Below are 26363 nucleotides of genomic sequence, written 5' to 3'. Positions count from 1 at the left end.
GCCGGGCGACAACATCAAAATGGTTGTTACCCTGATCCACCCGATCGCGATGGACGACGGTCTGCGTTTCGCAATCCGTGAAGGCGGCCGTACCGTTGGCGCGGGCGTTGTTGCTAAAGTTCTGGGCTAATTACACGTTAATTAGTTTCGAATTAAAAAGGGCGCTTCGGCGCCCTTTTTGCTGCCCGTAATTTGAGCTCGAAATATTTAGTCGTAATTTCACTCGCTGAACTATGGCGCAAATAAAACTGTGCTATTGTAATCATAACCATTCTCATTTACACTTTGCGCAGAATTTGAACGGGAGCAATCATGTACGTTTGTTTGTGTAATGGTGTAAGTGACAAAAAAATTCGCCAGGCAGTCCGTCAGTTTCATCCGCAATCTTTCCAACAATTGCGTAAGTTTATTCCTGTGGGAAATCAATGCGGTAAGTGCATTCGCGCCGCGCGCGAAGTGATGCAGGACGAGTTGATGCAGATGCCAGAATTTAAAGAGATTGCCTGAAGCCCACGCTTATTTTTTGACATCCCGCTAGCCCCATCTACGCTCTAATAGTGGAAGCGGAGGGACTATAAAATGAAAGGTGATGTTAAAATCATAAATTATCTCAATAAACTATTGGGAAATGAGCTTGTCGCAATCAATCAGTATTTTCTCCATGCCCGGATGTTTAAAAACTGGGGCCTGATGCGTCTCAATGACGTCGAATACCATGAATCTATCGATGAGATGAAACACGCTGATAAATATATCGAGCGTATTTTGTTTTTAGAAGGAATCCCCAACTTACAGGATTTAGGCAAACTGGGGATTGGTGAAGATGTCGAGGAGATGCTGCAATCCGACCTGCGATTAGAACTGGAAGGCGCTAAGGATCTCCGTGAGGCTATCGCGTATGCCGACAGCGTTCATGACTATGTTAGCCGTGATATGATGATCGAGATCCTTGCTGATGAAGAAGGTCATATTGACTGGCTCGAAACTGAGCTGGATCTCATCGGTAAAATCGGTCTACAAAATTACCTGCAATCACAAATAAAAGTTAAAGATTAACGGCCTGCCAGCAAACTATCCCAGCCTACAACGAAACCCGCAGCCGCCAGAAATGGCCCAAACGGCAGCGGGTTTTTTAATGACTCTTTTCCTCTCATGAGCAGACCAATAACTACGGCTCCGCAAGCGAATGAGGCAGCAAGGAAAACCAGTCGTGGCAAGAAGGTCCATGTATGCCAGGCACCAAGGGCGGCGAGAAACTTCACATCACCATAGCCTAATCCTTCTTTATGACGCAGTATGCGATACCCCCAGTAAATGACAGCGAATGTGCCGTAACCAATAATCGCCCCCCATAACGCATCGGCTAAACCGTCAGGATTACAAACTTGATAGAACAAAAGACCTGACCAGAGTAACGGGCACGTAAATCTGTCAGGTAACAAGCCATGCTTTGCATCCCAGAAAAAAAGTAGGGCTGATAAACAAGCGTACAAAATCAGAAAGGGAAGGGTAGCGTCCATAAAACATCCTCTGTAATTGGAGTATCACCATCGAATAACTCCGGATGCTCAGCAACAGAGAAATCGCTGATTTGTTAACCTGGTTCCGGTGAAAAACGCTATCTTCACAACTTTACAAATTTCGTGGAATACAGCTCGCAATCTGCGCGTTGCGATTAATTTCTACCCGATGCTTGCGTCAGGCTCAGATTTGCGTATAATGCGCGGGCTTGTCGTAGTTGACAGCAGGTTCAATCTGAACCTCAGTTAGCCGAATTTGGCTACCTAACAATGCTCCCAATCGGGGAGCTACGTAAGAACGGTTACACTCTCCCATCAATCGTAATGGGTCTGAGGAGTAATCATTTTCGTTTATAAAATAATTGGAGCTCTGGTCTCATGCAGAACCAAAGAATCCGTATCCGCCTGAAAGCGTTTGATCATCGTCTGATCGATCAAGCAACCGCGGAAATCGTCGAGACTGCCAAGCGCACTGGTGCGCAGGTCCGTGGTCCGATCCCGCTGCCGACACGCAAAGAGCGCTTCACTGTTCTGATCTCCCCGCACGTCAACAAAGACGCGCGCGATCAGTACGAAATCCGTACTCACTTGCGTCTGGTTGACATCGTTGAGCCAACCGAGAAAACCGTTGATGCTCTGATGCGTCTGGATCTGGCTGCCGGTGTAGACGTGCAGATCAGCCTGGGTTAATCAGGTCATTGAGCGATTGAGAGGTTGAAACAATGATTGGTTTAGTCGGTAAAAAAGTGGGTATGACCCGTATCTTCACAGAAGACGGCGTTTCTATCCCAGTAACCGTAATCGAAGTTGAAGCAAACCGCGTTACTCAGGTTAAAGACCTGGCTAACGATGGCTACCGTGCTATTCAGGTAACCACCGGTGCTAAAAAAGCTAACCGTGTGACCAAGCCTGAAGCTGGCCACTTCGCTAAAGCTGGCGTAGAAGCTGGCCGTGGTCTGTGGGAATTCCGCCTGGCTGAAGGCGAAGAGTTCACTGTAGGTCAGAGCATTAGCGTTGAACTGTTTGCTGACGTTAAAAAAGTTGACGTAACTGGCACCTCTAAAGGTAAAGGTTTCGCAGGTACCGTTAAGCGCTGGAACTTCCGTACCCAGGACGCTACTCACGGTAACTCCTTGTCTCACCGCGTTCCGGGTTCTATTGGTCAGAACCAGACTCCGGGCAAAGTGTTCAAAGGCAAGAAAATGGCAGGTCAGATGGGTAACGAACGTGTAACCGTTCAGAGCCTTGACGTAGTACGCGTTGACGCTGAGCGCAACCTGCTGCTGGTTAAAGGTGCTGTCCCGGGTGCAACCGGTAGCGACCTGATCGTTAAACCAGCTGTGAAGGCGTAAGGAGATAGCAATGGAATTAGTATTGAAAGACGCGCAGAGCGCGCTGACTGTTTCCGAAACTACCTTCGGTCGTGATTTCAACGAAGCGCTGGTTCACCAGGTTGTTGTTGCTTATGCAGCTGGTGCTCGTCAGGGTACTCGTGCTCAGAAGACTCGTGCTGAAGTAACTGGTTCCGGTAAAAAACCGTGGCGCCAGAAAGGCACCGGCCGTGCGCGTTCTGGTTCTATCAAGAGCCCGATCTGGCGTTCTGGTGGCGTGACCTTTGCTGCTCGTCCGCAGGACCACAGTCAAAAAGTTAACAAGAAGATGTACCGCGGCGCGCTGAAAAGCATCCTGTCCGAACTGGTACGTCAGGATCGTCTGATCGTTGTCGAGAAGTTCTCTGTAGAAGCGCCGAAAACCAAGCTGCTGGCACAGAAACTGAAAGACATGGCTCTGGAAGATGTGCTGATCATCACCGGTGAGCTGGACGAAAACCTGTTCCTGGCTGCGCGCAACCTGCACAAGGTTGACGTACGCGATGCAACTGGTATCGACCCGGTTAGCCTGATCGCCTTCGACAAAGTCGTAATGACTGCTGATGCTGTTAAGCAAGTTGAGGAGATGCTGGCATGATTCGTGAAGAACGTCTGCTGAAGGTGCTGCGTGCACCGCACGTTTCTGAAAAAGCGTCTACTGCGATGGAAAAATCCAACACCATCGTACTCAAAGTTGCTAAAGACGCGACCAAAGCAGAAATCAAAGCTGCTGTGCAGAAACTGTTTGAAGTCGAAGTCGAAGTCGTTAACACCCTGGTAGTTAAAGGGAAAGTTAAACGTCACGGACAGCGTATCGGTCGTCGTAGCGACTGGAAAAAAGCTTACGTCACCCTGAAAGAAGGCCAGAATCTGGACTTCGTTGGCGGCGCTGAGTAAGTCGGAGGAGTAATACAATGGCAGTTGTTAAATGTAAACCGACATCTCCGGGTCGTCGCCACGTTGTTAAAGTGGTTAACCCTGAGCTGCACAAGGGCAAACCTTTTGCTCCGTTGCTGGAAAAAAACAGCAAATCCGGTGGTCGTAACAACAATGGCCGTATCACCACTCGTCATATCGGTGGTGGCCACAAGCAGGCTTACCGTATTGTTGACTTCAAACGCAACAAAGACGGTATCCCGGCAGTTGTTGAACGTCTTGAGTACGATCCGAACCGTTCCGCGAACATCGCGCTGGTTCTGTACAAAGACGGTGAACGCCGTTACATCCTGGCCCCTAAAGGCCTGAAAGCTGGCGACCAGATTCAGTCTGGCGTTGATGCTGCAATCAAACCAGGTAACACCCTGCCGATGCGCAACATCCCGGTTGGTTCTACTGTTCATAACGTAGAAATGAAACCAGGTAAAGGCGGTCAGCTGGCACGTTCCGCTGGTACTTACGTTCAGATCGTTGCTCGTGATGGTGCTTATGTCACCCTGCGTCTGCGTTCTGGTGAAATGCGTAAAGTAGAAGCAGACTGCCGTGCAACTCTGGGCGAAGTTGGCAATGCTGAGCATATGCTGCGCGTTCTGGGTAAAGCAGGTGCTGCACGCTGGCGTGGTGTTCGTCCGACCGTTCGCGGTACCGCGATGAACCCGGTAGACCACCCACATGGTGGTGGTGAAGGTCGTAACTTTGGTAAGCACCCGGTAACTCCGTGGGGCGTTCAGACCAAAGGTAAGAAGACCCGCAGCAACAAGCGTACTGATAAATTCATCGTACGTCGCCGTAGCAAATAATTTTAGAGGATAAGCCATGCCACGTTCTCTCAAGAAAGGTCCTTTTATTGACCTGCACTTGCTGAAGAAGGTAGAGAAAGCGGTGGAAAGCGGAGACAAGAAGCCCCTGCGCACTTGGTCCCGTCGTTCAACGATCTTTCCTAACATGATCGGTTTGACCATCGCTGTCCATAATGGTCGTCAGCACGTTCCGGTATTTGTAACCGACGAAATGGTCGGTCACAAACTGGGTGAATTCGCACCGACTCGTACTTATCGCGGCCACGCTGCTGATAAAAAAGCGAAGAAGAAATAAGGTAGGAGGAAGAGATGGAAACTATCGCTAAACATCGCCATGCTCGTTCTTCTGCTCAGAAGGTTCGCCTTGTTGCTGACCTGATTCGCGGTAAGAAAGTGTCGCAGGCTCTGGATATTTTGACCTACACCAACAAGAAAGCGGCTGTACTGGTCAAGAAAGTTCTGGAATCTGCCATTGCTAACGCTGAACACAACGATGGCGCTGACATTGACGATCTGAAAGTTACGAAAATTTTCGTAGACGAAGGCCCGAGCATGAAGCGCATTATGCCGCGTGCAAAAGGTCGTGCAGATCGCATCCTGAAGCGCACCAGCCACATCACTGTGGTTGTGTCCGATCGCTGAGACTCTGGAGACTAGCAATGGGTCAGAAAGTACATCCTAATGGTATTCGCCTGGGTATTGTAAAACCATGGAACTCTACCTGGTTTGCGAACACCAAAGAATTCGCTGACAACCTGGACAGCGATTTTAAAGTACGTCAGTACCTGACTAAGGAACTGGCTAAAGCGTCCGTATCTCGTATCGTTATCGAGCGTCCGGCTAAGAGCATCCGTGTAACCATTCACACTGCTCGCCCGGGTATCGTTATCGGTAAAAAAGGTGAAGACGTAGAAAAACTGCGTAAGGTCGTAGCGGACATCGCTGGCGTTCCTGCACAGATCAACATCGCCGAAGTTCGTAAGCCTGAACTGGACGCAAAACTGGTTGCTGACAGCATCACTTCTCAGCTGGAACGTCGCGTTATGTTCCGTCGTGCTATGAAGCGTGCTGTACAGAACGCAATGCGTCTGGGCGCTAAAGGTATTAAAGTTGAAGTTAGCGGCCGTCTGGGCGGCGCGGAAATCGCACGTACCGAATGGTACCGCGAAGGTCGCGTACCGCTGCACACTCTGCGTGCTGACATCGACTACAACACCTCTGAAGCGCACACCACTTACGGTGTAATCGGCGTTAAAGTGTGGATCTTCAAAGGCGAGATCCTGGGTGGTATGGCTGCTGTTGAACAACCGGAAAAACCGGCTGCTCAGCCTAAAAAGCAGCAGCGTAAAGGCCGTAAATAAGGAGCGTCGCTGATGTTACAACCAAAGCGTACAAAATTCCGTAAAATGCACAAAGGCCGTAACCGCGGTCTGGCGCAGGGTACGGATGTTAGCTTCGGCAGCTTCGGTCTGAAAGCTGTTGGCCGTGGTCGTCTGACTGCCCGTCAGATCGAAGCAGCACGTCGTGCTATGACCCGTGCAGTTAAGCGTCAAGGTAAGATCTGGATCCGTGTGTTCCCGGACAAACCGATCACTGAAAAGCCGCTGGCAGTGCGTATGGGTAAAGGTAAAGGTAACGTGGAGTATTGGGTTGCCTTGATTCAGCCGGGTAAAGTCCTGTATGAAATGGACGGTGTTCCGGAAGAGCTGGCCCGTGAAGCATTCAAGCTGGCAGCAGCGAAACTGCCGATTAAAACCACCTTTGTAACTAAGACGGTGATGTAATGAAAGCAAAAGAGCTGCGTGAGAAGAGCGTTGAAGAGCTGAACACCGAGCTGCTGAACCTGCTGCGTGAGCAGTTCAACCTGCGTATGCAGGCTGCAAGTGGCCAGCTGCAACAGTCTCACCTGTTGAAGCAAGTGCGTCGCGATGTCGCACGCGTTAAGACTTTACTGAACGAGAAGGCGGGTGCGTAATGACCGATAAAATCCGTACTCTGCAAGGTCGCGTTGTTAGCGACAAAATGGAGAAATCCATTGTTGTTGCTATCGAACGTTTTGTGAAACACCCGATCTACGGTAAATTCATCAAGCGTACGACCAAACTGCACGTACATGACGAGAACAACGAATGCGGTATCGGTGACGTGGTTGAAATCCGCGAATGCCGTCCGCTGTCCAAGACTAAATCCTGGACGCTGGTTCGCGTTGTAGAGAAAGCGGTTCTGTAATACAGTACACTCTCTCGATACGAATAAACGGCTCAGAAATGAGCCGTTTATTTTTTCTACCCATATCCTTGAAGCGGTGTTATAATGCCGCGCCCTCGATATGGGGATTTTTAACGACCTGATTTTCGGGTCTCAGTAGTAGTTGACATTAGCGGAGCACTAAAATGATCCAAGAACAGACTATGCTGAACGTCGCCGACAACTCCGGTGCACGTCGCGTAATGTGTATCAAGGTTCTGGGTGGCTCGCACCGTCGCTACGCAGGCGTAGGCGACATCATCAAGATCACCATCAAAGAAGCAATTCCGCGTGGTAAGGTCAAAAAAGGTGATGTGCTGAAGGCGGTAGTGGTGCGCACCAAGAAGGGTGTTCGTCGCCCGGACGGTTCTGTCATTCGCTTCGATGGTAATGCTTGTGTTCTTCTGAACAACAACAGCGAGCAGCCTATCGGTACGCGTATTTTTGGGCCGGTAACTCGTGAGCTTCGTAGTGAGAAGTTCATGAAAATTATCTCTCTGGCACCAGAAGTACTCTAAGGAGCGAATCATGGCAGCGAAAATCCGTCGTGATGACGAAGTTATCGTGTTAACCGGTAAAGATAAAGGTAAACGCGGTAAAGTTAAGAATGTCCTGTCTTCCGGCAAGGTCATTGTTGAAGGTATCAACCTGGTTAAGAAACATCAGAAGCCGGTTCCGGCCCTGAACCAACCGGGTGGCATCGTTGAAAAAGAAGCCGCTATTCAGGTTTCCAACGTAGCAATCTTCAATGCGGCAACCGGCAAGGCTGACCGTGTAGGCTTTAGATTCGAAGACGGTAAAAAAGTCCGTTTCTTCAAGTCTAACAGCGAAACTATCAAGTAATTTGGAGTAGTACGATGGCGAAACTGCATGATTACTACAAAGACGAAGTAGTTAAAAAACTCATGACTGAGTTTAACTACAATTCTGTCATGCAAGTCCCTCGGGTCGAGAAGATCACCCTGAACATGGGTGTTGGTGAAGCGATCGCTGACAAAAAACTGCTGGATAACGCAGCAGCAGACCTGGCAGCAATCTCCGGTCAAAAACCGCTGATCACCAAAGCACGCAAATCTGTTGCAGGCTTCAAAATCCGTCAGGGCTATCCGATCGGCTGTAAAGTAACTCTGCGTGGCGAACGCATGTGGGAGTTCTTTGAGCGCCTGATCACTATTGCTGTACCTCGTATCCGTGACTTCCGTGGCCTGTCCGCTAAGTCTTTCGACGGTCGTGGTAACTACAGCATGGGTGTCCGTGAGCAGATCATCTTCCCAGAAATCGACTACGATAAAGTCGACCGCGTTCGTGGTTTGGATATTACCATTACCACTACTGCGAAATCTGACGAAGAAGGCCGCGCTCTGCTGGCTGCCTTTGACTTCCCGTTCCGCAAGTAAGGTAGGGTTACTAAATGGCTAAGCAATCAATGAAAGCACGCGAAGTAAAACGCGTAGCTTTAGCTGATAAATACTTCGCGAAACGCGCTGAACTGAAAGCGATCATCTCTGATGTGAACGCTTCCGACGAAGATCGTTGGAACGCTGTTCTCAAGCTGCAGACTCTGCCGCGTGATTCCAGCCCGTCTCGTCAGCGTAACCGCTGCCGTCAAACAGGTCGTCCGCATGGTTTCCTGCGGAAGTTCGGGTTGAGCCGTATTAAGGTCCGTGAAGCCGCTATGCGCGGTGAAATTCCGGGTCTGAAAAAGGCTAGCTGGTAATTGTCACCAATTGAATCACGGGAGTAAAGACAGATGAGCATGCAAGATCCGATCGCGGATATGCTGACCCGTATCCGTAACGGTCAGGCCGCGAACAAAGCTGCGGTCACCATGCCTTCCTCCAAGCTGAAAGTGGCAATCGCCAACGTGCTGAAGGAAGAAGGTTTTATTGAAGATTTTAAAGTTGAAGGCGACACCAAGCCTGAACTGGAACTTACTCTGAAGTATTTCCAGGGCAAAGCTGTTGTAGAAAGCATTCAGCGTGTCAGCCGCCCAGGTCTGCGCATCTATAAACGTAAAGATGAGCTGCCGAAAGTTATGGCGGGTCTGGGTATCGCAGTTGTTTCTACCTCTAAAGGTGTTATGACTGATCGTGCAGCGCGCCAGGCTGGTCTTGGTGGCGAAATTATCTGCTACGTAGCCTAATCGGAGGAAAAAATGTCTCGTGTTGCTAAAGCACCGGTCGTTGTTCCTGCCGGCGTTGACGTAAAAATCAACGGTCAGGTTATTACGATCAAAGGTAAAAACGGCGAGCTGACTCGTACTCTCAACGATGCTGTTGAAGTTAAACATGCAGATAATACCCTGACCTTCGGTCCGCGTGATGGTTACGCAGACGGTTGGGCACAGGCTGGTACCGCGCGTGCCCTGCTGAACTCAATGGTTATCGGTGTTACCGAAGGCTTCACTAAGAAGCTGCAGCTGGTTGGTGTAGGTTACCGTGCAGCGGTTAAAGGCAATGTGATTAACCTTTCTCTGGGTTTCTCTCATCCTGTTGACCATCAGCTGCCTGCGGGTATCACTGCTGAATGTCCGACTCAGACTGAAATCGTGCTGAAAGGCGCTGATAAGCAGGTGATCGGCCAGGTTGCAGCGGATCTGCGCGCCTACCGTCGTCCTGAGCCTTACAAAGGCAAGGGTGTTCGTTACGCCGACGAAGTCGTGCGTACCAAAGAGGCTAAGAAGAAGTAAGGTAACACTATGGATAAGAAATCTGCTCGTATCCGTCGTGCGACCCGCGCACGCCGCAAGCTCCAGGAGCTGGGCGCAACTCGCCTGGTGGTACATCGTACCCCGCGTCACATTTACGCACAGGTAATTGCACCGAACGGTTCTGAAGTTCTGGTAGCTGCTTCTACTGTAGAAAAAGCTATCGCTGAACAACTGAAGTACACCGGTAACAAAGACGCGGCTGCAGCTGTGGGTAAAGCTGTCGCTGAACGCGCTCTGGAAAAAGGCATCAAAGATGTATCCTTTGACCGTTCCGGGTTCCAATATCATGGTCGTGTCCAGGCACTGGCAGATGCTGCCCGTGAAGCTGGCCTTCAGTTCTAAGGTAGAGGTGTAAGATGGCTCACATCGAAAAACAAGCTGGCGAACTGCAGGAAAAGCTGATCGCGGTAAACCGCGTATCTAAAACCGTTAAAGGTGGTCGTATTTTCTCCTTCACAGCTCTGACTGTAGTTGGCGATGGTAACGGTCGCGTTGGTTTTGGTTACGGTAAAGCGCGTGAAGTTCCAGCAGCGATCCAGAAAGCGATGGAAAAAGCCCGTCGCAATATGATTAACGTCGCGCTGAATAACGGCACTCTGCAACACCCTGTTAAAGGTGTTCATACGGGTTCTCGCGTATTCATGCAGCCGGCTTCCGAAGGTACCGGTATCATCGCCGGTGGTGCAATGCGCGCCGTTCTGGAAGTCGCTGGGGTTCATAACGTACTGGCTAAAGCGTATGGTTCCACCAACCCGATTAACGTGGTTCGTGCAACTATCGATGGCCTGGAAAATATGAATTCTCCAGAAATGGTCGCTGCCAAGCGTGGTAAATCCGTTGAAGAAATTCTGGGGAAATAAACCATGGCAAAGACTATTAAAATTACTCAAACCCGCAGTGCAATCGGTCGTCTGCCGAAACACAAGGCAACGCTGCTTGGCCTGGGTCTGCGTCGTATTGGTCACACCGTAGAGCGCGAGGATACTCCTGCTATTCGCGGTATGATCAACGCGGTTTCCTTCATGGTTAAAGTTGAGGAGTAAGAGATGCGTTTAAATACTCTGTCTCCGGCCGAAGGCTCCAAAAAGGCGGGTAAACGCCTGGGTCGTGGTATCGGTTCTGGCCTCGGTAAAACCGGTGGTCGTGGTCACAAAGGTCAGAAGTCTCGTTCTGGCGGTGGCGTACGTCGCGGTTTCGAGGGGGGTCAGATGCCTCTGTACCGTCGTCTGCCGAAATTCGGCTTCACTTCTCGTAAAGCAGCGATTACAGCCGAAGTTCGTCTGTCTGACCTGGCTAAAGTAGAAGGCGGTGTTGTAGACCTGAACACGCTGAAAGCGGCTAACATTATCGGTATCCAGATCGAGTTCGCGAAAGTGATCCTGGCTGGCGAAGTAACTACTCCGGTAACTGTTCGTGGCCTGCGTGTTACTAAAGGCGCTCGTGCTGCTATCGAAGCTGCTGGCGGTAAAATCGAGGAATAAGTAGCAGATGGCTAAACAACCGGGATTAGATTTTCAAAGTGCCAAAGGTGGCTTAGGCGAGCTGAAACGCAGACTGCTGTTTGTTATCGGTGCGCTGATTGTGTTCCGTATTGGCTCTTTTATTCCGATCCCTGGTATTGATGCCGCTGTACTTGCCAAACTGCTTGAGCAACAGCGAGGCACCATCATTGAGATGTTTAACATGTTCTCTGGTGGTGCTCTCAGCCGTGCTTCTATCTTTGCTCTGGGGATCATGCCGTATATTTCGGCGTCGATCATTATCCAGCTGCTGACGGTGGTTCACCCAACGTTGGCAGAAATCAAGAAAGAAGGGGAGTCTGGTCGTCGTAAGATCAGCCAGTACACCCGCTACGGTACTCTGGTGCTGGCAATATTCCAGTCGATCGGTATTGCTACCGGTCTGCCGAATATGCCTGGTATGCAAGGCCTGGTGATTAACCCGGGCTTTGCATTCTACTTCACCGCTGTTGTAAGTCTGGTCACAGGAACCATGTTCCTGATGTGGTTGGGCGAACAGATCACTGAACGAGGTATCGGCAACGGTATTTCAATCATTATCTTCGCCGGTATTGTCGCGGGACTCCCGCCAGCCATTGCCCATACTATCGAGCAAGCGCGTCAAGGCGACCTGCACTTCCTCGTGTTGCTGTTGGTTGCAGTATTAGTATTTGCAGTGACGTTCTTTGTTGTATTTGTTGAGCGTGGTCAACGCCGCATTGTGGTAAACTACGCGAAACGTCAGCAAGGTCGTCGTGTCTATGCTGCACAGAGCACACATTTACCGCTGAAAGTGAATATGGCGGGGGTAATCCCGGCAATCTTCGCTTCCAGTATTATTCTGTTCCCGGCGACCATCGCGTCATGGTTCGGGGGCGGTACTGGTTGGAACTGGCTGACAACAATTTCGCTGTATTTGCAGCCTGGGCAACCGCTTTATGTGTTACTCTATGCGTCTGCAATCATCTTCTTCTGTTTCTTCTACACGGCGTTGGTTTTCAACCCGCGTGAAACAGCAGATAACCTGAAGAAGTCCGGTGCATTTGTACCAGGAATTCGTCCGGGAGAGCAAACGGCGAAGTATATCGATAAAGTAATGACCCGCCTGACCCTGGTTGGTGCGCTGTACATTACCTTTATCTGCCTGATCCCGGAGTTCATGCGTGATGCAATGAAAGTACCGTTCTACTTCGGTGGGACCTCACTGCTTATCGTTGTTGTCGTGATTATGGACTTTATGGCTCAAGTGCAAACTCTGATGATGTCCAGTCAGTATGAGTCTGCATTGAAGAAGGCGAACCTGAAAGGCTACGGCCGATAATTGGTCGCCCGAGAAGTTACGGAGAGTAAAAATGAAAGTTCGTGCTTCCGTCAAGAAATTATGCCGTAACTGCAAAATCGTTAAGCGTGATGGTGTCATCCGTGTGATTTGCAGTGCCGAGCCGAAGCATAAACAGCGCCAAGGCTGATTTTTTCGCATATTTTTCTTGCAAAGTTGGGTTGAGCTGGCTAGATTAGCCAGCCAATCTTTTGTATGTCTGTGCGTTTCCATTTGAGTATCCTGAAAACGGGCTTTTCAGCATGGAACGTACATATTAAATAGTAGGAGTGCATAGTGGCCCGTATAGCAGGCATTAACATTCCTGATCATAAGCATGCCGTAATCGCATTAACTTCGATTTATGGCGTCGGCAAGACCCGTTCTAAAGCCATCCTGGCTGCAGCGGGTATCGCTGAAGATGTTAAGATCAGTGAGCTGTCTGAAGGACAAATCGACACGCTGCGTGACGAAGTTGCCAAATTTGTCGTTGAAGGTGATCTGCGCCGTGAAATCAGCATGAGCATCAAGCGCCTGATGGATCTTGGTTGCTATCGCGGTTTGCGTCATCGTCGTGGTCTCCCGGTTCGCGGTCAGCGTACCAAGACCAACGCACGTACCCGTAAGGGTCCGCGCAAACCGATCAAGAAATAATCGGGGTGATTGAATAATGGCAAAGGCACCAATTCGTGCACGTAAACGTGTAAGAAAACAAGTCTCTGACGGCGTGGCTCATATCCATGCTTCTTTCAACAACACCATCGTGACTATCACTGATCGTCAGGGTAACGCGTTGGGTTGGGCAACAGCCGGTGGTTCCGGTTTCCGTGGTTCTCGCAAATCCACTCCGTTTGCAGCTCAGGTTGCAGCAGAGCGTTGCGCTGACGCCGTGAAAGAATACGGCATCAAGAATCTGGAAGTTATGGTTAAAGGTCCGGGTCCAGGCCGCGAATCTACTATTCGTGCTCTGAACGCCGCAGGTTTCCGCATCACTAACATTACTGATGTGACTCCGATCCCTCATAACGGTTGTCGTCCGCCGAAAAAACGTCGCGTATAACGCCTCGTTTTCCAGGTTTGTTGGAGAAAGAAAATGGCAAGATATTTGGGTCCTAAGCTCAAGCTGAGCCGTCGTGAGGGCACCGACTTATTCCTTAAGTCTGGCGTTCGCGCGATCGATACCAAGTGTAAAATTGAACAAGCTCCTGGCCAGCACGGTGCGCGTAAACCGCGTCTGTCTGACTATGGTGTGCAGTTGCGTGAAAAGCAAAAAGTTCGCCGTATCTATGGTGTGCTGGAGCGTCAGTTCCGTAACTACTACAAAGAAGCAGCACGTCTGAAAGGCAACACCGGTGAAAACCTGTTGGCTCTGCTGGAAGGTCGTCTGGACAACGTTGTATACCGTATGGGCTTCGGTGCCACTCGTGCAGAAGCACGTCAGCTGGTTAGCCATAAAGCAATTATGGTAAACGGTCGTGTTGTTAACATCGCTTCTTATCAGGTTAGTCCGAATGACGTTGTAAGCATTCGTGAGAAAGCGAAGAAGCAGTCTCGCGTGAAAGCCGCTCTGGAGCTGGCTGAGCAGCGTGAAAAGCCAACCTGGCTGGAAGTTGATGCTGGCAAGATGGAAGGTACGTTTAAGCGTAAGCCGGAGCGTTCTGATCTGTCTGCGGACATTAACGAACACCTGATCGTCGAGCTTTACTCCAAGTAAAGCTTAGTACCAAAGAGAGGACACAATGCAGGGTTCTGTGACAGAGTTTCTAAAACCGCGCCTGGTTGATATCGAGCAAGTGAGTTCGACGCACGCCAAGGTGACCCTTGAGCCTTTAGAGCGTGGCTTTGGCCATACTCTGGGTAACGCACTGCGCCGTATTCTGCTCTCATCGATGCCGGGTTGCGCGGTGACCGAGGTTGAGATTGATGGTGTACTACATGAGTACAGCACCAAAGAAGGCGTTCAGGAAGATATCCTGGAAATCCTGCTCAACCTGAAAGGGCTGGCGGTGAGAGTTCAGGGCAAAGATGAAGTTATTCTTACCTTGAATAAATCTGGCATTGGCCCTGTGACTGCAGCCGATATCACCCACGACGGTGATGTCGAAATCGTCAAGCCGCAGCACGTGATCTGCCACCTGACCGATGAGAACGCGTCTATTAGCATGCGTATCAAAGTTCAGCGCGGTCGTGGTTATGTGCCGGCTTCTACCCGAATTCATTCGGAAGAAGATGAGCGCCCAATCGGCCGTCTGCTGGTCGACGCATGCTACAGCCCTGTGGAGCGTATTGCCTACAATGTTGAAGCAGCGCGTGTAGAACAGCGTACCGACCTGGACAAGCTGGTCATCGAAATGGAAACCAACGGCACAATCGATCCTGAAGAGGCGATTCGTCGTGCGGCAACCATTCTGGCTGAACAACTGGAAGCTTTCGTTGATTTACGTGATGTACGTCAGCCTGAAGTGAAAGAAGAGAAACCAGAGTTCGATCCGATCCTGCTGCGCCCTGTTGACGATCTGGAATTGACTGTCCGCTCTGCTAACTGCCTTAAAGCAGAAGCTATCCACTATATCGGTGATCTGGTACAGCGTACCGAGGTTGAGCTCCTTAAAACGCCTAACCTTGGTAAAAAATCTCTTACTGAGATTAAAGACGTGCTGGCTTCCCGTGGACTGTCTCTGGGCATGCGCCTGGAAAACTGGCCACCGGCAAGCATCGCTGACGAGTAACCGGATCACAGGTTAAGGTTTTACTGAGAAGGATAAGGTCATGCGCCATCGTAAGAGTGGTCGTCAACTGAACCGCAACAGCAGCCATCGCCAGGCTATGTTCCGCAATATGGCAGGTTCACTGGTTCGTCATGAAATCATCAAGACGACTCTGCCTAAAGCGAAAGAGCTGCGCCGCGTAGTTGAGCCGCTGATTACTCTTGCCAAGACTGATAGCGTTGCTAATCGTCGTCTGGCATTCGCCCGTACTCGTGATAACGAGATCGTGGCAAAACTGTTTAACGAACTGGGCCCGCGTTTCGCGAGCCGTGCCGGTGGTTACACTCGTATTCTGAAGTGTGGCTTCCGTGCAGGCGACAACGCGCCGATGGCTTACATCGAGCTGGTTGATCGTTCAGAGAAAGCAGAAGCTGCTGCAGAGTAATCTGAAGCAACGTAAAAAAACCCGCCCCGGCGGGTTTTTTTATACCCGTAGTATCCCCACTTATCTACAATAGCTGTACTCTTTTTGTTCATCCCCTGGAGTATTTATGTGGTTACTTGACCAGTGGGCAGAGCGTCATATTACTGAGGCACAATCCAAAGGTGAGTTTGATAATCTTCCGGGAAGTGGCGAGCCATTGATTCTGGATGATGATTCACACGTGCCACCGGAATTACGTGCGGGGTATCGCTTGCTGAAGAATGCCGGTTGCTTACCGCCAGAACTTGAGCAGCGGAGGGAAGCAATACAGCTTCTGGATATCCTCAAAGGTATCCGTCATGATGATCCGCAATATAAAGAGGTTAGTCGTCGATTGTCATTACTGGAATTGAAGCTGCGACAAGCTGGATTGAGTACCGATTTTTTACGCGGCGATTATGCTGACAAGTTGTTGGACAAAATCAACGATAACTAGTGGAGTATGTATGTATCGCATTGGTGAGCTGGCAAAAATGGCAGAAGTAACACCCGACACGATTCGTTATTACGAAAAGCAGCAGATGATGGAGCATGAAGTGCGCACCGAAGGTGGGTTTCGCCTGTATACCGAAAGCGCTCTCCAGCGATTGAAATTTATCCGCCATGCCAGACAACTTGGTTTTAGTCTGGAGTCGATCCGCGAGTTGCTGTCGATCCGTATCGATCCTGAACACCATACTTGTCAGGAGTCAAAAGGCATTGTGCAGGAAAGATTGCAGGAAGTCGAAGCACGGATAGCCGAGTTGCAGAGTATGCAGCGTTCCTTGCAACGCCTTAACGATGCCTGTTGTGGGACCGCCCATAGCAGTGTTTATTGCTCGATTCTTGAAGCTCTTGAACAAGGGGCGAGTGGCGTTAAGAGTGGCTGTTGATTTTTTGCACTGACAGGATTACACTCGCGCCGTTAAATAACCAATTGGAGTTTTTATGAGCCGATATCAGCATACTAAAGGGCAGATAAAGGATAATGCGATAGAAGCATTACTACATGATCCCTTATTCCGACAGCGCGTAGAGAGAAATAAGAAAGGGAAAGGCAGTTACATGCGAAAAGGAAAACATGGCAATCGGGGGAACTGGGAGGCCAGTGGCAAGAAAGTAAATCACTTTTTTACCACTGGCCTTCTGCTTTCAGGCGCTTGTTAAGAGCGGTTATTCTGCTCTTTCAGCAAATCACGAATTTCTGTCAGTAATACTTCTTCTTTAGTTGGTGCAGGCGCGGCTGCTGGTTCTTCTTTTTTCCGATTCAGTTTGTTGATTAGCTTAATCGCCATAAAGATGGCAAAGGCTACAATCAGAAAATCAAAGACGTTTTGAATGAAGACACCGTAATGCATCACAACAGCAGGGATATCCCCCTGCGCATCGCGTAGCGTGACAGCAAACTGTTTGAAATCGATCCCGCCAATTAATAAGCCCAGAGGTGGCATAATGATATCGGCAACCAGTGAAGATACAATCTTCCCGAATGCCGCACCGATAATGACACCCACCGCCAAATCCACCACGTTCCCGCGCATCGCAAATTCGCGAAATTCTTTAATAATGCTCATGTTATTCTCCCTATGAAGCCGACAATCATAAGTCTAACAAATGTTAAGCTATTTTCCTGCCAGGAATGGATTTAATTAATCCTTGATAATCAAAGGGAAATAATAAGGCGTCATTAGACGCCTTATTAATTACAAGAAGAAAGGACTTGGCTGGAAGAGTCTTTCGACGTCGGTAATAAACTTTTTATCTGTGAGGAACATAATTACGTGATCGCCTTGCTCAATGCGCAGATTGTCATTGGCAATCATCACGTCGTTTCCACGTACCACCGCTCCAATAATCGTTCCTGGCGGTAGCTTGATTTCATCAATGACTCTGCCGACAACGCGTGAGGTACTTTCATCACCGTGAGCAACGGCTTCAATAGCTTCTGCTACGCCGCGGCGCAATGAGGAAACACCAACAATATCTGCTTTTCGCACATGGCTAAGCAACGCGGAAATCGTTGCTTGTTGCGGTGAAATCGCAATATCGATCACGCTCCCCTGAACCAGATCCACATAAGCGCGACGCTGGATCAATACCATCACCTTTTTCGCACCCATACGTTTGGCGAGCATGGCTGACATGATATTGGCCTCGTCATCGTTGGTGACGGCAATAAACAGATCAACTTGATCGATATGTTCTTCGGCCAGCAGTTCTTGATCCGACGCATCACCAAAAAAGACGATCGTATTCTGCAACTTTTCCGCCAGTTCGGCAGCGCGTTGCTGATTACGTTCGATGAGTTTAACGCTGTAATCTTTTTCCAGACGACGCGCCAGCCCTGCACCGATATTACCGCCACCAACCAGCATGATCCGCTTATACGGTTTTTCCAGTCGCTGTAATTCACTCATCACCGCGCGGATATGCTGTGAAGCGGCAATAAAGAACACTTCATCACCAGCTTCAACAATGGTCGAACCTTGCGGACGAATGGGGCGATCGTGGCGGAAAATTGCTGCCACACGAGTATCGATATGTGGCATATGTTCGCGCATGGTCGAAAGTGCATTACCAATCAGCGGGCCGCCATAATAGGCTTTAACCACAGCGAGGCTGACTTTACCCTCAGCGAAGTTCACCACCTGCAATGCGCCGGGATACTCAATCAGTCGGTAAATATTATCGATAACCAACTGCTCTGGTGCGATCAGATGATCAATCGGTACAGCATCTGAATGAAATAGCTTATCGGCATCGCGCACGTAGTCTGGTGAGCGGATACGAGCGATGCGATTAGGGGTGTTGAAAAGTGAGTAGGCTACCTGGCAGGCAACCATATTGGTTTCATCTGAACTAGTTACAGCAACCAGCATATCGGCGTCGTCGGCACCTGCCTCCCGCAATACGCGTGGATGAGAGCCATGCCCCTGCACGACTCGCAGGTCAAATTTATCCTGCAAGGTCCGCAGACGCTCACCGTTGGTATCGACAACAGTAATATCGTTGTTCTCGCCAACCAGGTTTTCCGCCAGTGTGCCGCCAACCTGGCCGGCACCCAGAATGATAATTTTCATCAGTCGCGACCCGTTATCTCATCACTTTTTGATTAGCTTAGCGTAAAAGAAGCCGTCGCCCTCTTCGGCACCAGGCAGATTTTGCTTACCCGGTTGTTCTGGTGTTCCTGTTTCGCAAAGTTCGGCATCAGCGGTACGTTGCAAAAAGGCTTTAATCTGCAGGCTATTCTCTTCCGGTAACACCGAACAGGTGGCATAGACCAGGGTTCCACCGGATTTTAAATGCGGCCAAATGGCGTCGAGAATTTCAGACTGCAATTGCGCGAGTTCCGGGATATCGCGATCGCGACGTAACCATTTAATATCTGGATGGCGACGAATCACACCGGTTGCTGAACAAGGCGCATCTAATAAAATGCGATCAAACTGTTGCTCGCCACACCATTGAGAAGGGTAACGGCCATCACCTTGTTTCACGGTCGCCTTCATACCAAGGCGTTTTAAATTGTCGTAAACCCGAGAGAGGCGCTGTTCGTCGATATCAACCGCAACAACCTGCGCTTCGGGTGCCACCTCAAGGATATGCGTTGTTTTACCGCCGGGGGCAGCGCAAAGATCCAGAATGTGTTCACCGTTTTGTGGCGCAAGCCAGGCCATGCAACCTTGTGCTGATGCATCCTGAACGGTAACCCATCCTTCTTCAAAACCTGGTAGCACATGAACAGGTGCAGGTGTTTCCAGCCGTACAGCATCAGGGTAATCCGCATGCGGGAAACCTTTCATTCCTGCTTCATCCAGCAATGCAAGCCAGCTGTCGCGGGAATGATGCGTACGATTAACGCGCAGCCACATTGGCGGACGCTGGTTATTGGCTTCTACGATGGATTGCCACTGCTCTGGATACGCTTTTTGCAGACGTTTCAGCAACCAGGAAGGATGCAGATAACGTGCATCACTGGCATTAAACTCGGCTAATAACTCTTCTTGCTGACGTTGGAACTGGCGTAATACGCCGTTAATCAACCCTTTAAGTTGCGGACGCTTAATTGCGACAGCACCTTCAACCGTTTCAGCCAGCGCAGCATGAGGTGGAATGCGGGTATAAAGCAGTTGATACAAACCAACCATAATCAGGTAATGCACAGTGCGCTGTTTGCCGGTCATCGGACGGGCCATTAACTTATTAATCAGCCAGTCTAACTGTGAAAGCGTACGCAGTACGCCAAAGCACAACTCTTGAAGAAGTGCTTTGTCTTTATCGGAAACTTTTTGCTGGAGCGGTGGCAGAATGTTGCTTAATGATTGCCCTTGCTCGACGACTTGTTCAACGGCCTGTGCCGCCATGCTACGTAAATTACGTTGTTTTTTCATAAGTATAAAAATGCCCGGCAAGACCGGGCTTAGAAGAGTGGACTATCAGACCAGACGGTTGCCCGGAACAAACCATTCCCGACGAGAATTCAGGAGGTCTTGCGCGCTCATCGCTTTCTTACCCGCAGGTTGTAACGAGAGCAGGTTCAGGATGCCATCACCAGTCGCAACCTGAATGCCTTGTTTATTGGCTTCAAGGATCGTTCCTGGTGCAGCGTTGGTTGCCGTATCAATGACCGACGCTTTCCAGACTTTAACCGGCTGTCCTTCAATTTCCAGCCAGCTCATTGGCCATGGATTGAAAGCGCGAATGCAGCGTTCAAGCTGCGCTGCCGAAAGCGACCAGTCAATACGCGCTTCTTCTTTACTCAACTTTTCGGCGTAAGTGACAAGAGTTTCGTCCTGAACTTCTGGTTTCGCCGTGCCGTCTGCCAGTTGTTTCAATGTGGTGATAAGCCCTTGTGGGCCAAGCTCTGCCAGCTTGTCGTACAGAGTACCACTGGTATCTTCTGCAGTAATCGGGCAGGAGAGCTTATAGAGCATGTCACCGGTGTCTAAACCAACATCCATTTGCATAATGGTCACACCAGTTTCTGCATCACCTGCCCATAGTGAGCGTTGGATTGGTGCAGCACCGCGCCAGCGTGGCAGCAGTGAACCATGAACGTTGATACAGCCAAGACGCGGCATCTCCAGCACTGCTTTAGGCAGAATTAAGCCATAGGCGACGACAACCATAACATCAGCCTGTAGATCGGCGACCAGTTGCTGGTTTTCTTGTGGACGCAGGGAAACCGGTTGAAAAACGGGCAGAGCTTTTTCCTCAGCCAGAACTTTAACCGGGCTGGGCATCAGTTTTTTACCGCGTCCTGCCGGTCGGTCTGGCTGGGTGAACACGCCAACGACGTTATGACCAGAAGACAACAGCGCGTCGAGATGACGCGCTGCAAAGTCAGGTGTACCCGCAAAAATAATACGTAGTGATTCTGACACGTTAGTTCTTATCCTTAAGCCCGGGCTTTCAGACGATCCAGTTTTTCAACTTTCTGACGAATACGTTGTTGTTTCAGCGGTGACAGATAATCCATAAACAGTTTGCCGACCAGGTGATCCATCTCATGCTGAATACAGATGGCTAACAGACCCTCTGCTTCCAGTTCAAATGGTTTACCGTCGCGGTCCAGGGCGCGAATTTTAACTTTCTCTGCGCGTGGCACTAAAGCACGTTGTTCAGGGATCGACAGGCATCCTTCTTCAATGCCTGTTTCGCCGCTTTTTTCTAAAAGCTCCGGATTGATTAACACCAGCCGTTCGTCACGGTTTTCCGAAACATCAATAACAATGATACGTTGATGGATATCGACCTGGGTTGCCGCCAGGCCAATACCTTCTTCTGCGTACATCGTCTCGAACATATCATCGACGATACGCTGAATTTCTGCATTCACTTCTTCTACCGGTTTAGCAACTTTGCGAAGCCGCTCGTCCGGAATATGTAACACTTGCAAAACTGACATAAATCTCCAGAGATGTGTTCAGGAGTTAGAAAGATTATTTCTTCTATTCTAGACAAATCCCCCTCTGATTGACAGCATCACTGACCAATCGCAAAGATTGCTAAGGCTGCTTATGGCAGGGAGATAAGGATGGTCGATACAGAAATTTGGCTGCGTTTAATGAGCATCAGCAGCTTGTACGGCGATGATATGGTCCGTATAGCTCACTGGCTGGCAAAACAGTCGCATATTGATGCGGTTGTATTGCAGCAAACTGGGCTTACATTGCGGCAGGCACAACGCTTTCTTTCATTTCCGCGAAAGAGTATCGAAAGCTCACTTTCTTGGTTGGAGCAACCCAACCATCATTTAATTCCTGCGGACAGCGAATTTTATCCTCCTCAACTTCTTGCGACGACAGATTACCCCGGCGCACTGTTTGTTGCAGGAGAACTGCACGCGCTGCATTCATTTCAGCTTGCCGTAGTGGGGAGTCGGGCGCATTCATGGTATGGCGAGCGATGGGGACGATTATTTTGCGAAACTCTGGCGACGCGTGGAGTGACAATTACGAGTGGACTGGCGCGTGGAATCGATGGTGTGGCGCATAAAGCGGCCTTACAGGTAAATGGCGTCAGCATTGCTGTATTAGGGAATGGACTTAATACCATTCATCCGCGTCGCCATGCCCGACTGGCTACCAGTTTGCTTGAACATGGTGGGGCTCTTGTCTCGGAATTTCCCCTCGATGTTCCTCCCCTTGCTTACAATTTCCCACGAAGAAATCGCATTATCAGTGGTCTAAGTAAAGGTGTACTGGTAGTGGAAGCGGCTTTGCGCAGTGGTTCGCTGGTGACAGCACGTTGTGCGCTTGAGCAGGGGCGTGAAGTTTTTGCCTTGCCGGGTCCATTAGGGAATCCGGGAAGCGAAGGGCCTCACTGGTTAATAAAACAAGGTGCGATTCTTGTGACGGAACCGGAAGAAATTCTGGAAAACTTGCAATTTGGATTGCACTGGTTGCCAGACGCCCCTGAAAATTCATTTTATTCACCAGATCAGGAAGACGTGGCATTGCCATTTCCTGAGCTCCTGGCTAACGTAGGAGATGAGGTAACACCTGTTGACGTCGTCGCTGAACGTGCCGGCCAACCTGTGCCAGAGGTAGTAACTCAACTACTCGAACTGGAGTTAGCAGGATGGATCGCAGCTGTACCCGGCGGCTATGTCCGATTGAGGAGGGCATGCCATGTTCGACGTACTAATGTATTTGTTTGAAACCTATATTCACACAGAAGCTGAGTTGCGTGTGGATCAAGACAAACTTGAACAGGATCTTACCGACGCAGGATTTGATCGAGAAGATATCTACAATGCCCTGCTTTGGCTGGAAAAGCTTGCGGATTATCAGGAAGGACTGGCAGAACCGATGCAACTGGCCTCTGATCCACTCTCCATGCGTATTTATACCCCTGAAGAGTGTGAAAGACTGGATGCCAGCTGTCGTGGTTTTTTGCTTTTCCTTGAGCAAATTCAGGTGCTTAACCTTGAAACCCGTGAAATGGTGATAGAGCGAGTGCTCGCGCTGGATACCGCAGAGTTCGACCTGGAAGACCTGAAATGGGTAATCCTGATGGTGTTGTTCAATATTCCGGGCTGCGAAAATGCGTACCAGCAAATGGAAGAATTACTCTTTGAAGTGAATGAAGGTATGCTGCATTAATCATTTCTTTAATTCAGCATAAGTTGTTATGGCGAAATCAGCACTGTTCACGGTGCGTAATAATGAGTCCTGCCCAAAGTGCGGGGCTGAACTGGTTATTCGATCCGGGAAACACGGTCCGTTTCTTGGATGCTCACAGTATCCGGCGTGTGACTACGTCCGTCCTCTGAAATCTTCAGCGGATGGACATATCGTCAAAGTTCTGGAGGGGCAGGTTTGCCCTGCATGTGGCGCAAATCTGGTATTACGCCAGGGACGCTTTGGTATGTTTATTGGTTGCAGTAACTACCCTGAATGCGAACATACCGAACTTATCGATAAACCGGACGAAACAGCAATTACATGCCCCCAATGCCGGACGGGCCATCTGGTCCAGCGCCGCTCCCGTTATGGCAAAACGTTTCACTCCTGTGATCGCTACCCGGAGTGTCAATTTGCCATTAACTTCAAACCCATAGCTGGAGAATGCCCTGAGTGTCATTATCCGCTACTCATCGAAAAGAAAACCGCGCAGGGTGTAAAACACTTTTGTGCCAGTAAACAATGTGGAAAGCCGGTTTCGGCGGAATAATAACGTGAATAATAACCTGCAAGGAGACGCTATCGCAGCTGCGATAGATGTCCTCAATGAAGAACGTGTCATCGCCTATCCAACGGAAGCCGTTTTCGGTGTCGGGTGCGATCCTGATAGCGAAACAGCAGTGATGCGACTGTTGGAGTTAAAACAGCGTCCGGTTGATAAGGGGCTGATTCTAATCGCCGCAAATTACGAGCAGCTTAAACCCTATATTGATGACACCATGCTGACTGACGCGCAGCGTGAAACTATATTTTCTCGCTGGCCAGGTCCTGTCACCTTTGTTTTTCCCGCGCCTGCGACAACACCGCGCTGGTTGACGGGCCGCTTTGATTCGCTTGCTGTACGAGTCACCGACCATCCGTTGGTGGTTGCTTTGTGCCAGGCTTATGGTAAACCGCTGGTTTCTACCAGTGCCAACTTGAGTGGATTGCCACCTTGTCGAACAGTAGACGAAGTTCGCGCACAATTTGGCGCGGCGTTCCCGGTTGTGCCTGGTGCAACGGGGGGGCGTTTAAATCCTTCAGAAATCCGCGATGCCCTGACGGGTGAACTGTTTCGACAGGGGTAACATAATGGAAACCTATGCTGTTTTTGGTAATCCGATAGCCCACAGCAAATCGCCATTCATTCATCAGCAATTTGCTCAGCAACTGAATATTGAACATCCCTATGGGCGCGTGTTGGCACCCATCAATGATTTCATCAACACACTGAACGCTTTCTTTCGTGCTGGTAGTAAAGGTGCGAATGTGACGGTACCTTTTAAAGAAGAGGCTTTTGCCAGAGCGGATGAGCTTACTGAACGGGCAGCGTTGGCTGGTGCTGTTAATACCCTCAAGCGGTTAGAAGATGGACGCCTGCTGGGTGACAATACCGATGGTATAGGTTTGTTAAGCGATCTGGAACGTCTGTCTTTTATCCGTCCTGGTTTACGTATTCTGCTCATTGGCGCTGGTGGAGCATCTCGCGGCGTACTACTGCCACTCCTTTCCCTGGACTGTGCGGTGACAATCACTAATCGGACGGTATCTCGCGCAGAAGAGTTGACTAAATTGTTTGCGCACACTGGCAGTATTCAGGCGTTGGGTATGGACGAACTGGAAGGTCATGAGTTTGATCTCATTATTAATGCAACATCCAGTGGCATCAGTGGTGATATTCCGGCGATCCCGTCATCGCTCATTCATCCAGGCATTTATTGCTATGACATGTTCTATCAGAAAGGAAAAACTCCTTTTCTGGCATGGTGTGAGCAGCGAGGCTCAAAGCGTAATGCTGATGGTTTAGGAATGCTGGTGGCACAGGCGGCTCATGCCTTCCTTCTTTGGCATGGCGTTCTGCCTGATGTAGAACCGGTCATCAAACTATTGCAACAGGAGTTGTCAGCGTGAATCAGGCCATCCAGTTTCCGGATAGGGAAGAGTGGGACGAGAATAAAAGATGTGTATGTTTTCCCGCTCTCGTGAATGGTATACAACTGACATGTGCGATCTCTGGCGAGAGTCTGGCGTATCGCTTTACTGGAGATACGCCAGAACAGTGGTTAGCGAGTTTTCGTCAGCATCGCTGGGACCTGGAAGAAGAAGCGGAAAACTTAATTCAGGAACAAAGTGAAGATGATCAAGGTTGGGTCTGGTTACCTTGATCCAGATATTCGTCCTTCCATTTCACGTAGTTATTTGCGGAATAGCGTAACCCAGCCTTCTCTTCATCACTTAACGGGCGGATCTGTTTGACGGGGCTACCGAGATACAGATATCCGCTCTCCAGCCGTTTATTTTGTGGGACCAGGCTACCCGCACCAATCATCACATCATCTTCTACTATTGCGCCATCAAGTAAAATTGAGCCCATCCCAACCAAAACTCGATTGCCAATGGTGCAGCCGTGGAGCATCACCTTGTGACCAACAGTGACATCTTCGCCAATGGTTAATGGGTTGCCATCTGGGTTGTACGAGGATTTATGAGTGACATGCAACATACTGCCATCCTGGATATTGGTGCGTGCTCCGATCTGTACATAATGTACATCTCCACGAATCACAACGAGCGGCCAGATCCCCACATCATCAGCCAGACGAACGTCACCAATCACGACGCTGCTATCGTCGATCATTACGCGCTGACCGATTTGTGGAAAAAGATCGCGGTATGGGCGTAAAACATCAGACATACTCACCTCAACAATAAATGATTTCCTAATGACTTTGGGTGCATTATTGGCCTTGTGCAAGTCTTTTAGTATGCAAAAAAGCACCGTTTTGTGTGCGAATGCAGCAAAAAGGGTGAAAAAACAACAAACAGAAAAAAAAGATCAAAAAAGTACTTGTGCAAAAAATTGGGATCCCTATAATGCGCCTCCGTTGAGACGACAACGTGAAACACTTCACAAGATGGTCGTAACAACAAAGAGAAAAAATCCTGAAATTCAGGGTTGACTCTGAAAGAGGAAAGCGTAATATACGCCACCTCGCGACAGTGAGCTGAAAGCTGCGTCGCAACTGCTCTTTAACAATTTATCAGACAATCTGTGTGGGCACTCGAAGATACGGATTCTTAACGTCGCAAGACGAAAAATGAATACCAAGTCTCAAGAGTGAACA

General features: G+C 49.6%; 47 protein-coding genes and 1 pseudogene. 41 read left to right on the top strand and 7 right to left on the bottom strand.

Annotation, left to right across the window (positions count from 1 at the left end):
• The 3 genes and pseudogenes from tuf to bfr all read left to right on the top strand — a co-directional run.
• Positions 1 to 130 (top strand): annotated as a pseudogene (tuf, locus tag ACJHYD_RS23885) (elongation factor Tu); the annotation flags it as partial.
• A 182-nt stretch (positions 131 to 312) separates the two neighbouring features.
• Positions 313 to 507, top strand: coding sequence for a bacterioferritin-associated ferredoxin (gene bfd / locus ACJHYD_RS23880; RefSeq protein ID WP_000289090.1), 195 nt, complete (start codon positions 313 to 315; stop codon positions 505 to 507).
• Between the two features lie 72 nt (positions 508 to 579).
• A complete protein-coding gene (gene bfr / locus ACJHYD_RS23875; protein WP_000675515.1) occupies positions 580 to 1056 on the top strand; it encodes a bacterioferritin in 477 nt (158 codons plus the stop codon).
• Here bfr and ACJHYD_RS23870 read toward each other — a convergent pair.
• A complete protein-coding gene (locus ACJHYD_RS23870; RefSeq protein ID WP_000340159.1) occupies positions 1053 to 1520 on the bottom strand; it encodes a prepilin peptidase in 468 nt (155 codons plus the stop codon). The genes bfr and ACJHYD_RS23870 overlap by 4 nt on opposite strands.
• Before the next feature lie 378 nt (positions 1521 to 1898).
• Here ACJHYD_RS23870 and rpsJ point away from each other — a divergent pair, with 378 nt between their 5' ends.
• The 31 genes from rpsJ (at position 1899) to arfA (ending at position 16738) form a co-directional block, all read left to right on the top strand.
• The gene (gene rpsJ, locus ACJHYD_RS23865) at positions 1899 to 2210 is read left to right on the top strand and encodes a 30S ribosomal protein S10 (RefSeq protein ID WP_001181004.1); all 312 of its coding nucleotides are present in this window, start codon (positions 1899 to 1901) and stop codon (positions 2208 to 2210) included.
• A 32-nt stretch (positions 2211 to 2242) separates the two neighbouring features.
• Positions 2243 to 2872, top strand: a complete 630-nt coding sequence (rplC, locus tag ACJHYD_RS23860) for a 50S ribosomal protein L3 (RefSeq protein ID WP_000579833.1) — start codon at positions 2243 to 2245, stop codon at positions 2870 to 2872.
• Between the two features lie 10 nt (positions 2873 to 2882).
• On the top strand, positions 2883 to 3488 hold the full coding sequence (gene rplD, locus ACJHYD_RS23855) for a 50S ribosomal protein L4 (RefSeq protein ID WP_000424395.1): 606 nt from the start codon (positions 2883 to 2885) through the stop codon (positions 3486 to 3488).
• Complete coding sequence (rplW, locus tag ACJHYD_RS23850) at positions 3485 to 3787, top strand: 50S ribosomal protein L23 (RefSeq protein ID WP_000617544.1); 303 nt, start codon at positions 3485 to 3487, stop codon at positions 3785 to 3787. Before rplD ends, rplW begins: the two co-directional genes overlap by 4 nt.
• A 17-nt stretch (positions 3788 to 3804) precedes the next feature.
• Positions 3805 to 4626: a 50S ribosomal protein L2 gene (gene rplB, locus ACJHYD_RS23845; RefSeq protein WP_000301864.1), complete on the top strand. Its 822-nt coding sequence runs from the start codon at positions 3805 to 3807 to the stop codon at positions 4624 to 4626.
• Positions 4627 to 4642: 16 nt separating this feature from the next.
• Positions 4643 to 4921 (top strand): 30S ribosomal protein S19, encoded by a 279-nt coding sequence (gene rpsS / locus ACJHYD_RS23840; RefSeq protein WP_001138117.1) that lies wholly within the window; start codon positions 4643 to 4645, stop codon positions 4919 to 4921.
• A gap of 14 nt (positions 4922 to 4935) precedes the next feature.
• Positions 4936 to 5268, top strand: a complete 333-nt coding sequence (rplV, locus tag ACJHYD_RS23835; RefSeq protein WP_000447529.1) for a 50S ribosomal protein L22 — start codon at positions 4936 to 4938, stop codon at positions 5266 to 5268.
• Positions 5269 to 5285: 17 nt separating this feature from the next.
• Positions 5286 to 5987 (top strand): 30S ribosomal protein S3, encoded by a 702-nt coding sequence (gene rpsC / locus ACJHYD_RS23830; protein ID WP_000529945.1) that lies wholly within the window; start codon positions 5286 to 5288, stop codon positions 5985 to 5987.
• A 12-nt stretch (positions 5988 to 5999) separates the two neighbouring features.
• On the top strand, positions 6000 to 6410 hold the full coding sequence (gene rplP, locus ACJHYD_RS23825) for a 50S ribosomal protein L16 (protein WP_000941212.1): 411 nt from the start codon (positions 6000 to 6002) through the stop codon (positions 6408 to 6410).
• Positions 6410 to 6601: a 50S ribosomal protein L29 gene (gene rpmC, locus ACJHYD_RS23820; protein WP_000644741.1), complete on the top strand. Its 192-nt coding sequence runs from the start codon at positions 6410 to 6412 to the stop codon at positions 6599 to 6601. The genes rplP and rpmC overlap by 1 nt, the downstream gene beginning before the upstream one ends.
• Positions 6601 to 6855: a 30S ribosomal protein S17 gene (gene rpsQ / locus ACJHYD_RS23815; RefSeq protein WP_000130100.1), complete on the top strand. Its 255-nt coding sequence runs from the start codon at positions 6601 to 6603 to the stop codon at positions 6853 to 6855. The genes rpmC and rpsQ overlap by 1 nt, the downstream gene beginning before the upstream one ends.
• Positions 6856 to 7019: 164 nt before the next feature.
• Positions 7020 to 7391, top strand: coding sequence for a 50S ribosomal protein L14 (gene rplN / locus ACJHYD_RS23810; protein WP_000613955.1), 372 nt, complete (start codon positions 7020 to 7022; stop codon positions 7389 to 7391).
• A gap of 10 nt (positions 7392 to 7401) precedes the next feature.
• On the top strand, positions 7402 to 7716 hold the full coding sequence (gene rplX / locus ACJHYD_RS23805; RefSeq protein ID WP_000729185.1) for a 50S ribosomal protein L24: 315 nt from the start codon (positions 7402 to 7404) through the stop codon (positions 7714 to 7716).
• A gap of 14 nt (positions 7717 to 7730) precedes the next feature.
• On the top strand, positions 7731 to 8270 hold the full coding sequence (gene rplE / locus ACJHYD_RS23800; RefSeq protein ID WP_001096200.1) for a 50S ribosomal protein L5: 540 nt from the start codon (positions 7731 to 7733) through the stop codon (positions 8268 to 8270).
• Between the two features lie 14 nt (positions 8271 to 8284).
• A complete protein-coding gene (gene rpsN / locus ACJHYD_RS23795; RefSeq protein ID WP_001118930.1) occupies positions 8285 to 8590 on the top strand; it encodes a 30S ribosomal protein S14 in 306 nt (101 codons plus the stop codon).
• 33 nt (positions 8591 to 8623) lie between these two features.
• Positions 8624 to 9016 carry a 30S ribosomal protein S8 gene (gene rpsH, locus ACJHYD_RS23790; RefSeq protein WP_000062611.1) on the top strand — a complete coding sequence of 131 codons (393 nt, stop codon included), beginning with the start codon at positions 8624 to 8626 and terminating at the stop codon, positions 9014 to 9016.
• A 12-nt stretch (positions 9017 to 9028) separates the two neighbouring features.
• Entirely contained in the window at positions 9029 to 9562 is a 534-nt protein-coding gene (gene rplF, locus ACJHYD_RS23785) for a 50S ribosomal protein L6 (protein ID WP_000091945.1), read from the top strand.
• 9 nt (positions 9563 to 9571) lie between these two features.
• The gene (gene rplR, locus ACJHYD_RS23780) at positions 9572 to 9925 is read left to right on the top strand and encodes a 50S ribosomal protein L18 (RefSeq protein ID WP_000358960.1); all 354 of its coding nucleotides are present in this window, start codon (positions 9572 to 9574) and stop codon (positions 9923 to 9925) included.
• Positions 9926 to 9939: 14 nt separating this feature from the next.
• Positions 9940 to 10443 (top strand): 30S ribosomal protein S5, encoded by a 504-nt coding sequence (rpsE, locus tag ACJHYD_RS23775; protein ID WP_000940121.1) that lies wholly within the window; start codon positions 9940 to 9942, stop codon positions 10441 to 10443.
• 3 nt (positions 10444 to 10446) lie between these two features.
• Entirely contained in the window at positions 10447 to 10626 is a 180-nt protein-coding gene (gene rpmD, locus ACJHYD_RS23770; RefSeq protein WP_001140433.1) for a 50S ribosomal protein L30, read from the top strand.
• 3 nt (positions 10627 to 10629) lie between these two features.
• Positions 10630 to 11064 (top strand): 50S ribosomal protein L15, encoded by a 435-nt coding sequence (gene rplO, locus ACJHYD_RS23765; RefSeq protein ID WP_001238917.1) that lies wholly within the window; start codon positions 10630 to 10632, stop codon positions 11062 to 11064.
• A gap of 7 nt (positions 11065 to 11071) precedes the next feature.
• The gene (secY, locus tag ACJHYD_RS23760; protein WP_001118861.1) at positions 11072 to 12403 is read left to right on the top strand and encodes a preprotein translocase subunit SecY; all 1332 of its coding nucleotides are present in this window, start codon (positions 11072 to 11074) and stop codon (positions 12401 to 12403) included.
• Positions 12404 to 12434: 31 nt separating this feature from the next.
• On the top strand, positions 12435 to 12551 hold the full coding sequence (rpmJ, locus tag ACJHYD_RS23755; protein WP_000868187.1) for a 50S ribosomal protein L36: 117 nt from the start codon (positions 12435 to 12437) through the stop codon (positions 12549 to 12551).
• Between the two features lie 146 nt (positions 12552 to 12697).
• On the top strand, positions 12698 to 13054 hold the full coding sequence (gene rpsM, locus ACJHYD_RS23750) for a 30S ribosomal protein S13 (RefSeq protein ID WP_000090775.1): 357 nt from the start codon (positions 12698 to 12700) through the stop codon (positions 13052 to 13054).
• Between the two features lie 16 nt (positions 13055 to 13070).
• Entirely contained in the window at positions 13071 to 13460 is a 390-nt protein-coding gene (gene rpsK, locus ACJHYD_RS23745; RefSeq protein ID WP_001029684.1) for a 30S ribosomal protein S11, read from the top strand.
• 33 nt (positions 13461 to 13493) lie between these two features.
• Complete coding sequence (gene rpsD / locus ACJHYD_RS23740) at positions 13494 to 14114, top strand: 30S ribosomal protein S4 (protein WP_000135224.1); 621 nt, start codon at positions 13494 to 13496, stop codon at positions 14112 to 14114.
• 25 nt (positions 14115 to 14139) lie between these two features.
• Positions 14140 to 15129, top strand: a complete 990-nt coding sequence (locus ACJHYD_RS23735; RefSeq protein WP_001162094.1) for a DNA-directed RNA polymerase subunit alpha — start codon at positions 14140 to 14142, stop codon at positions 15127 to 15129.
• Positions 15130 to 15169: 40 nt separating this feature from the next.
• Positions 15170 to 15553, top strand: coding sequence for a 50S ribosomal protein L17 (rplQ, locus tag ACJHYD_RS23730; RefSeq protein ID WP_001216368.1), 384 nt, complete (start codon positions 15170 to 15172; stop codon positions 15551 to 15553).
• 106 nt (positions 15554 to 15659) lie between these two features.
• A complete protein-coding gene (locus tag ACJHYD_RS23725; protein ID WP_000266529.1) occupies positions 15660 to 16028 on the top strand; it encodes a DUF1992 domain-containing protein in 369 nt (122 codons plus the stop codon).
• 10 nt (positions 16029 to 16038) lie between these two features.
• Entirely contained in the window at positions 16039 to 16464 is a 426-nt protein-coding gene (gene zntR / locus ACJHYD_RS23720; RefSeq protein WP_000285601.1) for a Zn(2+)-responsive transcriptional regulator, read from the top strand.
• A gap of 55 nt (positions 16465 to 16519) precedes the next feature.
• Complete coding sequence (gene arfA / locus ACJHYD_RS23715) at positions 16520 to 16738, top strand: alternative ribosome-rescue factor ArfA (RefSeq protein WP_000092706.1); 219 nt, start codon at positions 16520 to 16522, stop codon at positions 16736 to 16738.
• On the opposite strand, the gene mscL is transcribed toward arfA, so the two are convergent.
• From mscL to def, 5 genes are all read right to left on the bottom strand, one after another.
• Positions 16735 to 17145 (bottom strand): large-conductance mechanosensitive channel protein MscL, encoded by a 411-nt coding sequence (mscL, locus tag ACJHYD_RS23710; protein WP_000022442.1) that lies wholly within the window; start codon positions 17143 to 17145, stop codon positions 16735 to 16737. The genes arfA and mscL overlap by 4 nt on opposite strands.
• Positions 17146 to 17274: 129 nt before the next feature.
• Complete coding sequence (trkA, locus tag ACJHYD_RS23705; protein ID WP_000691382.1) at positions 17275 to 18651, bottom strand: Trk system potassium transporter TrkA; 1377 nt, start codon at positions 18649 to 18651, stop codon at positions 17275 to 17277.
• Positions 18652 to 18672: 21 nt separating this feature from the next.
• Positions 18673 to 19962: a 16S rRNA (cytosine(967)-C(5))-methyltransferase RsmB gene (gene rsmB, locus ACJHYD_RS23700; protein ID WP_001551736.1), complete on the bottom strand. Its 1290-nt coding sequence runs from the start codon at positions 19960 to 19962 to the stop codon at positions 18673 to 18675.
• 45 nt (positions 19963 to 20007) lie between these two features.
• Positions 20008 to 20955, bottom strand: a complete 948-nt coding sequence (gene fmt, locus ACJHYD_RS23695) for a methionyl-tRNA formyltransferase (protein WP_000004443.1) — start codon at positions 20953 to 20955, stop codon at positions 20008 to 20010.
• A 14-nt stretch (positions 20956 to 20969) separates the two neighbouring features.
• Positions 20970 to 21479 (bottom strand): peptide deformylase, encoded by a 510-nt coding sequence (def, locus tag ACJHYD_RS23690; protein WP_000114986.1) that lies wholly within the window; start codon positions 21477 to 21479, stop codon positions 20970 to 20972.
• A 129-nt stretch (positions 21480 to 21608) separates the two neighbouring features.
• Between def and dprA the strand changes: the two genes are divergently transcribed.
• The 6 genes from dprA to ACJHYD_RS23660 are packed head-to-tail and all read left to right on the top strand — an operon-like array spanning position 21609 to position 25403.
• Entirely contained in the window at positions 21609 to 22733 is a 1125-nt protein-coding gene (gene dprA / locus ACJHYD_RS23685; RefSeq protein ID WP_001551734.1) for a DNA-protecting protein DprA, read from the top strand.
• Positions 22705 to 23178, top strand: a complete 474-nt coding sequence (gene smg, locus ACJHYD_RS23680) for a DUF494 family protein Smg (RefSeq protein WP_000460672.1) — start codon at positions 22705 to 22707, stop codon at positions 23176 to 23178. Before dprA ends, smg begins: the two co-directional genes overlap by 29 nt.
• Positions 23179 to 23206: 28 nt before the next feature.
• A complete protein-coding gene (locus tag ACJHYD_RS23675; protein WP_001129723.1) occupies positions 23207 to 23749 on the top strand; it encodes a type I DNA topoisomerase in 543 nt (180 codons plus the stop codon).
• A 4-nt stretch (positions 23750 to 23753) separates the two neighbouring features.
• On the top strand, positions 23754 to 24326 hold the full coding sequence (tsaC, locus tag ACJHYD_RS23670; protein WP_001551733.1) for an L-threonylcarbamoyladenylate synthase type 1 TsaC: 573 nt from the start codon (positions 23754 to 23756) through the stop codon (positions 24324 to 24326).
• A 4-nt stretch (positions 24327 to 24330) separates the two neighbouring features.
• Positions 24331 to 25149 (top strand): shikimate dehydrogenase, encoded by an 819-nt coding sequence (gene aroE, locus ACJHYD_RS23665; protein ID WP_001551732.1) that lies wholly within the window; start codon positions 24331 to 24333, stop codon positions 25147 to 25149.
• Positions 25146 to 25403, top strand: coding sequence for a DUF1488 domain-containing protein (locus tag ACJHYD_RS23660; protein WP_109553742.1), 258 nt, complete (start codon positions 25146 to 25148; stop codon positions 25401 to 25403). The genes aroE and ACJHYD_RS23660 overlap by 4 nt, the downstream gene beginning before the upstream one ends.
• Here the strand turns inward: ACJHYD_RS23660 and ACJHYD_RS23655 are convergent.
• The gene (locus ACJHYD_RS23655) at positions 25379 to 25933 is read right to left on the bottom strand and encodes a gamma carbonic anhydrase family protein (protein ID WP_001286216.1); all 555 of its coding nucleotides are present in this window, start codon (positions 25931 to 25933) and stop codon (positions 25379 to 25381) included. The two genes, ACJHYD_RS23660 and ACJHYD_RS23655, sit on opposite strands and share 25 nt — an antisense overlap.
• A 28-nt stretch (positions 25934 to 25961) precedes the next feature.
• On the opposite strand from ACJHYD_RS23655, the gene ACJHYD_RS23650 reads away from it, so the two are divergent.
• Positions 25962 to 26198 carry a hypothetical protein gene (locus tag ACJHYD_RS23650; protein ID WP_136511987.1) on the top strand — a complete coding sequence of 79 codons (237 nt, stop codon included), beginning with the start codon at positions 25962 to 25964 and terminating at the stop codon, positions 26196 to 26198.
• The last annotated feature ends 165 nt before the right edge of the window (positions 26199 to 26363 follow it).

This window comes from Escherichia sp. WS1368 (assembly GCF_046487485.1).
In the GTDB taxonomy this organism is placed as follows: domain Bacteria; phylum Pseudomonadota; class Gammaproteobacteria; order Enterobacterales; family Enterobacteriaceae; genus Escherichia; species Escherichia coli.
The sequence above is the reverse complement of the archived record's forward strand: the minus strand, read 5'-3'. Positions and strand labels throughout refer to the sequence as shown.